Source organism: Vibrio sp., from assembly GCF_038138445.1.
Lineage (GTDB): Bacteria > Pseudomonadota > Gammaproteobacteria > Enterobacterales > Vibrionaceae > Vibrio.
The window spans coordinates 1-5,504 of sequence record NZ_JAYQDQ010000148.1 but is presented as its reverse complement, the minus strand read 5'-3'; the positions used below and the strand labels follow the sequence as shown (position 1 = coordinate 5,504).

At 43.6% G+C, this 5,504-nt stretch carries 4 protein-coding genes; 1 reads left to right on the top strand and 3 read right to left on the bottom strand.

The genetic code is table 11. From position 1 onward, the window contains the following. Positions 1-116: 116 nt before the first annotated feature. On the bottom strand, positions 117-1,670 hold the full coding sequence (gene guaA, locus AAFM34_RS20295; RefSeq protein WP_341665990.1) for a glutamine-hydrolyzing GMP synthase: 1,554 nt from the start codon (positions 1,668-1,670) through the stop codon (positions 117-119). Between the two features lie 194 nt (positions 1,671-1,864). Then, on the bottom strand, positions 1,865-3,328 hold the full coding sequence (gene guaB, locus AAFM34_RS20290) for an IMP dehydrogenase (RefSeq protein ID WP_341665988.1): 1,464 nt from the start codon (positions 3,326-3,328) through the stop codon (positions 1,865-1,867). Positions 3,329-3,558: 230 nt separating this feature from the next. Here guaB and xseA point away from each other — a divergent pair, with 230 nt between their 5' ends. Further along, the gene (gene xseA / locus AAFM34_RS20285) at positions 3,559-4,890 is read left to right on the top strand and encodes an exodeoxyribonuclease VII large subunit (protein WP_341665986.1); all 1,332 of its coding nucleotides are present in this window, start codon (positions 3,559-3,561) and stop codon (positions 4,888-4,890) included. Positions 4,891-4,893: 3 nt separating this feature from the next. Here the strand turns inward: xseA and AAFM34_RS20280 are convergent, their stop codons facing one another. Next, positions 4,894-5,109, bottom strand: coding sequence for a zinc ribbon domain-containing protein (locus AAFM34_RS20280; protein WP_341665984.1), 216 nt, complete (start codon positions 5,107-5,109; stop codon positions 4,894-4,896). Positions 5,110-5,504: the final 395 nt, after the last annotated feature.

The window sequence follows — 5,504 nt, the reverse complement described above, 5'->3', positions numbered from 1 at the left end:
CAACATTTTGTGTAACTGTATGAAAAAAGACTAAGGAAATCAACGATTGATTTCTAAGTGTGAAAGTAATGTGTAAATAACTAATTAAATAAAATCAATTACTTACACTAAAATAACTACTCCCACTCAATCGTTGCTGGTGGTTTGCCCGAGATATCGTAAACCACGCGAGAGATACCATCAATTTCGTTGATAATACGATTAGAGACTTTACCCAAGAAATCGTATGGCAAGTGTGCCCAATGCGCGGTCATAAAGTCGATGGTTTCTACCGCTCGTAGTGAAACAACCCAGTCGTACTTACGGCCATCGCCCATTACACCGACAGATCGAACAGGTAGGAATACGGTAAAGGCTTGAGAAACTTTATGATATAGGTCCGCCGCGTGAAGCTCTTCAATGAAAATAGCATCAGCTCGACGAAGCAAGTCACAGTATTCTTTTTTAACTTCACCTAGTACTCGAACGCCAAGACCAGGGCCTGGGAAAGGATGACGATAAAGCATGTCGTAAGGCAGACCAAGTTCTAGACCTATCTTACGTACTTCATCTTTAAATAGCTCGCGAAGTGGCTCGACAAGCCCCATTTCCATATCATCGGGTAAACCACCCACGTTGTGGTGGGATTTAATTACATGCGCTTTACCTGTCTTAGACGCCGCAGATTCAATCACATCCGGATAGATGGTACCTTGTGCTAACCATTTCGCATTCTTAAGTTTCTTCGATTCCTCATCAAAGACATCAACAAACACATGACCTATGGTCTTACGCTTATCTTCTGGATCAGATTTACCCTCAAGTGCGGACAAAAATCGCTCTTCTGCATCCACTTTGATGATGTTAAGGCCAAACTTATCACCAAACATGTCCATGACTTGTTGGCCTTCATTCAATCGCAGTAAGCCGTTATCAACAAATACACAGGTTAACTTATCACCGATAGCACGGTGAACCAGCATAGCGACAACAGACGAGTCAACACCACCAGATAGGCCAAGAATAACCTCGTCACTGCCTACTTGCTCTTTAATCCGCGCAACAGCATCTTCAATGATCGACTCTGAAGTCCAAAGGCGCTCACAGCCACAAACGCCAAGAACAAAGTTTTCCAGCATTTGTAGCCCATTTTTGGTGTGGGTTACTTCTGGATGAAATTGTACACCAAAGTATTTTTTCTCTTCATTGGCCATTGCAGCGTAAGGACAGGTTTCAGTCTCACCTACCTTAACGAAACCCTCTGGGATTTCGACCACTTTATCGCCATGGCTCATCCAAACATCTTGAGTTGCTTCAAGATCTTTAAAGATTGAGGACTCTCCAGAGACTTCTACAGCAGCATAACCAAATTCACGTTCATCAGATGTAGAAACCTTACCGCCCAACTGCTCGGCCATGGTTTGCATCCCATAACAAACGCCAAGCACAGGTACACCAGAATCAAACACATATTGAGGTGCTCGTGGTGAGTTGTCTTCAGTCACGCTCTCTGGGCCACCAGAGAGAATAATACCATCTGGGTTAAATTCACGAATATCGGCTTCATCAACATCCCAGCTCCACAGCTCACAATAAACGCCTATTTCACGAACGCGGCGAGCAACAAGTTGGGTGTACTGAGAACCGAAGTCCAAGATCAGAATTCGTTGGTCATGGATATTTTTAGTCATTTTGAACAGTCTTATAAGCTTTATATTAAAACTGAGGCGAGCATACTCGCCTCTTAATTGATTCGTTAAGCTGGGGCTAACATTTTAGGTTGTGTTAATCTTTTTTTGGCAACTTGAATATTTGAAAAGCAATCATGGTTACTCTCACCACTACGACTTTATGATCATTTTTTCAAACGGCCAATCAACAACTATTATCCTAAGCGGTAGTTTGGTGCTTCTTTAGTAATTTGCACATCGTGCACGTGGGACTCTTTCATTCCCGCACCTGAGATACGCACAAATTCAGCTTTAGTGCGCATATCTTCAACCGTCGCGCTGCCCGTTAAGCCCATACTTGAACGTAGTCCGCCCATTTGTTGGTGAACAATTTCTTTCAAACGACCTTTATAAGCAATTCGGCCTTCAATACCTTCAGGCACAAGCTTATCGGCTGCATTGTCTGACTGGAAATAACGATCAGAAGAACCTTGAGACATAGCCCCCAAAGAGCCCATTCCGCGATACGCCTTGTAGGAGCGACCATTGTAGAGAATGACCTCACCAGGTGCTTCTTCTGTACCCGCAAACATAGAGCCGACCATGACACATGACGCTCCAGCCACAATCGCTTTACAGATATCACCAGAAAAACGAATACCGCCATCGGCAATCACTGGAATTCCGTATTCATTTGCTACTGCTGCAGCATCAGCAATCGCTGTAACTTGAGGAACACCTACACCAGTTACAATACGCGTTGTACAAATAGAGCCTGGACCAATACCTACTTTAACAGCACTAACACCTGCTTCAATAAGCGCCAATGCGCCAGCGCCAGTGGCAACATTACCACCGATAATATCGAGATCAGGATAAGCCGTGCGAGTTTCTCGAATACGATTAAGTACACCTTCAGAGTGGCCGTGAGACGAGTCAATCAATAAAACATCGACTCCCGCTTCAACCAGCGCAGCAACGCGCTCTTCATTACCAGGACCTGCTCCCACAGCAGCACCCACACGCAAACGACCTTGGTCATCTTTACATGCGTTTGGTTTACGCTCTGCTTTATGGAAATCTTTTGCAGTGATCATTCCAGTAAGTTGGAACTCACGGTTAACAACCAGTACTTTTTCAACGCGCGCTTCATGCATTTTCTCTTGCACTTCTTCGCGAGTGGCACCTTCTCTAACTGAAGCAAGGCGCTCTTTCGGAGTCATAACCGCTTCCACTTTCTTGGATAAATCGGTCACAAACCTAACATCTCGGCCAGTAATGATACCAACCAATTCATTAGTGTCTGTTACGACAGGGAAGCCTGCAAAGCCGTGTTTTTCAGTCAGTGCGATAACATCAGCAATGGTTGCATCAGGGTTAACGGTTACAGGATGAGACACCACGCCAGCTTCAAAGATCTTCACTTGGTGAACCATCTGAGCTTGCTGCTCTATGGACATATTTTTATGAATAAATCCAATGCCACCCTCTTGAGCAAGCGCAATAGCTAAACGCGCCTCAGTGACCGTATCCATTGAGGCCGAGATCATTGGGATATTAAGAGTAATATTTTTTGTCAGCCGAGTGCGAAGATCAGCTGTGTTTGGGAGAACGGTGGAGTGTGCTGGCACTAGCAATACATCGTCGAATGTCAGCGCTTCTTTGGCAATTCTTAGCATTTGCAATATCTCACAATAAAAGGAGTAAAAGGACAATCCAATCTCATCGTTTCGCATAATGAGTGCAGCCAGTGATAAAACTTTACTACATTTGGATTAGATATTGCGGACGGATTATACGGCTAACGCAATCGGTTTACTACATTTATTTTCATTTTTTTCTTGCATTCCCCCCCTTGATATGTATTATATTGCCGCTAATGTCCATACTCACGTCCACGAGACTAGCAGTGTCATCCCTGACTAACCAAAATATTTTCACCGTCTCACGCTTAAATGCTGAAGTTCGCCTTTTGCTCGAAAATGAAATGGGCATAGTCTGGCTATTGGGCGAAATATCAAACTTCTCTTCCCCAGTTTCTGGCCATTGGTATCTCACTCTTAAAGACTCTCGCGCACAAGTTAAATGTGCAATGTTTCGTGGAAACAACCGGCGCGTCACCTTTAAACCTCAAAATGGTCATCAGGTACTTGTTAAAGCGCGCTTGTCACTTTATGAGCCTCGCGGCGATTATCAATTAATCATTGAAAGTATGCAGCCTGAAGGCGACGGGCGTTTGCAACAAGAGTTTGAAAAACTGAAACTCAAGTTAGCCGCTGACGGGCTTTTTGCTCAAAGCAGTAAACTAGCGCTACCAGAGCACCCTAAACGTGTCGGCATCATTACCTCACAGACAGGGGCAGCACTGTATGACATTCTTGATGTACTGAAACGCCGTGATCCTTCCTTAGAAGTGGTGATTTACCCAACTATGGTTCAAGGTGAAGAAGCATCGATTCAAATAGCTCAAGCTATTGGATGCGCTAACAGCCGCAATGAATGTGACGTATTAATCTTAGGTCGTGGCGGAGGGTCTCTTGAAGACTTGTGGTGCTTTAACAATGAAATCGTCGCCCGTACCATAGCAGCAAGTCAAATTCCAATCATAAGTGCGGTTGGTCATGAAGTAGATGTCACCATCAGTGATTTTGTTGCCGATTTACGCGCACCAACCCCTTCAGCCGCAGCCGAGCTGGTTAGCCGTGATAATAGTCATAAGTTACAAACACTCAACCACTCAATCAATAAATTACAAGCAAGGTTTAGCAATTACTTAACTAGGCATAAGCAAGTGATCATTGGGCTGCAGCACAGATTAGACAGGCAGCATCCAACCTATCAGCTTCAACAGCAAAGCCAACGACTTGATGAACTCTCTATACGCTTGAATAGAGCAATGCAGAGTAATTTAGCGGCGCAGAGCCAACATATTGAACGCCAGCAGTATAAACTGCAATTACATACGCCAATTCACTATATTCAAGATCAAAGATCAGCATTAGAACGACTCGAGCAAAAGCTTGTCACCTCAATGGATAAAAACCTTCTCAAAGCTCGTCATCAACTCTCACTCGCGGGCGAAAAGCTCGATACGGTTAGTCCTTTAGCAACACTAAAACGCGGGTACTCTATCAGCCAAACAGAATCTGGCCGAATTATTACAAGTTCAGAGGATGTAAGATCAGGTGATATCCTAGTGACTCGCCTCAATGATGGTGAAATTCGATCAACAGTCTCTTAAAGGTTATATCTTGACGAGCACGAACCGCACTTTAGATTTGGACTTTAACTCGTTACACTGGTTGCAAAAATAATTACTTGCGCCGCAGGCCAAAAGCTTTTCAAGCTGAGCTTGGCAGTCTGGGCAATAAGCCTGTTTATCAAAGTCCATTTGGCACTGCTCACAGTGATATCTCCCCTTCCATTTGAGCTCTACATCACAATCTGGACATTGAATCATAGCTACACCCTAATCTTGTCTAATCAGCATTGCCCATCTTAACCTCAAAGATTAAAGTACCGAATGATCCATATCACGCAAAGATAGGATCCTTATCCGATCGTAGGCTAAATCCATTTTGATCAGCGATCTGGCCATAAAAGAATATTTATATCACCACACACCGAAAGCATAAGTTACATATCCTGTTTTTGGATTTTATACAGAACAAAAAGCCAAAAATAAATATCAAAGCAACCATTTTTAGAATATTAAAAAACGATCTAATAATTACTAAGTGGAAGTTACGTGTGTGAGCATTTCAATGTTTTGTTCGTCTACTTGGGTTAAAGTCACTTGAATCGTAAGCTGGCGGTAAACCCCATTTAACTGAAAGCTGGCACCAGCTAAAAACC

Coding starts and splice junctions, on each gene's coding strand:
- guaB (WP_341665988.1), bottom strand. CDS start 3,328: ATGCTAAGAATTGCCAAAGAAGCGCTGACATTCGACGATGTATTGCTA.
- AAFM34_RS20280 (WP_341665984.1), bottom strand. CDS start 5,109: ATGATTCAATGTCCAGATTGTGATGTAGAGCTCAAATGGAAGGGGAGA.
- guaA (WP_341665990.1), bottom strand. CDS start 1,670: ATGACTAAAAATATCCATGACCAACGAATTCTGATCTTGGACTTCGGT.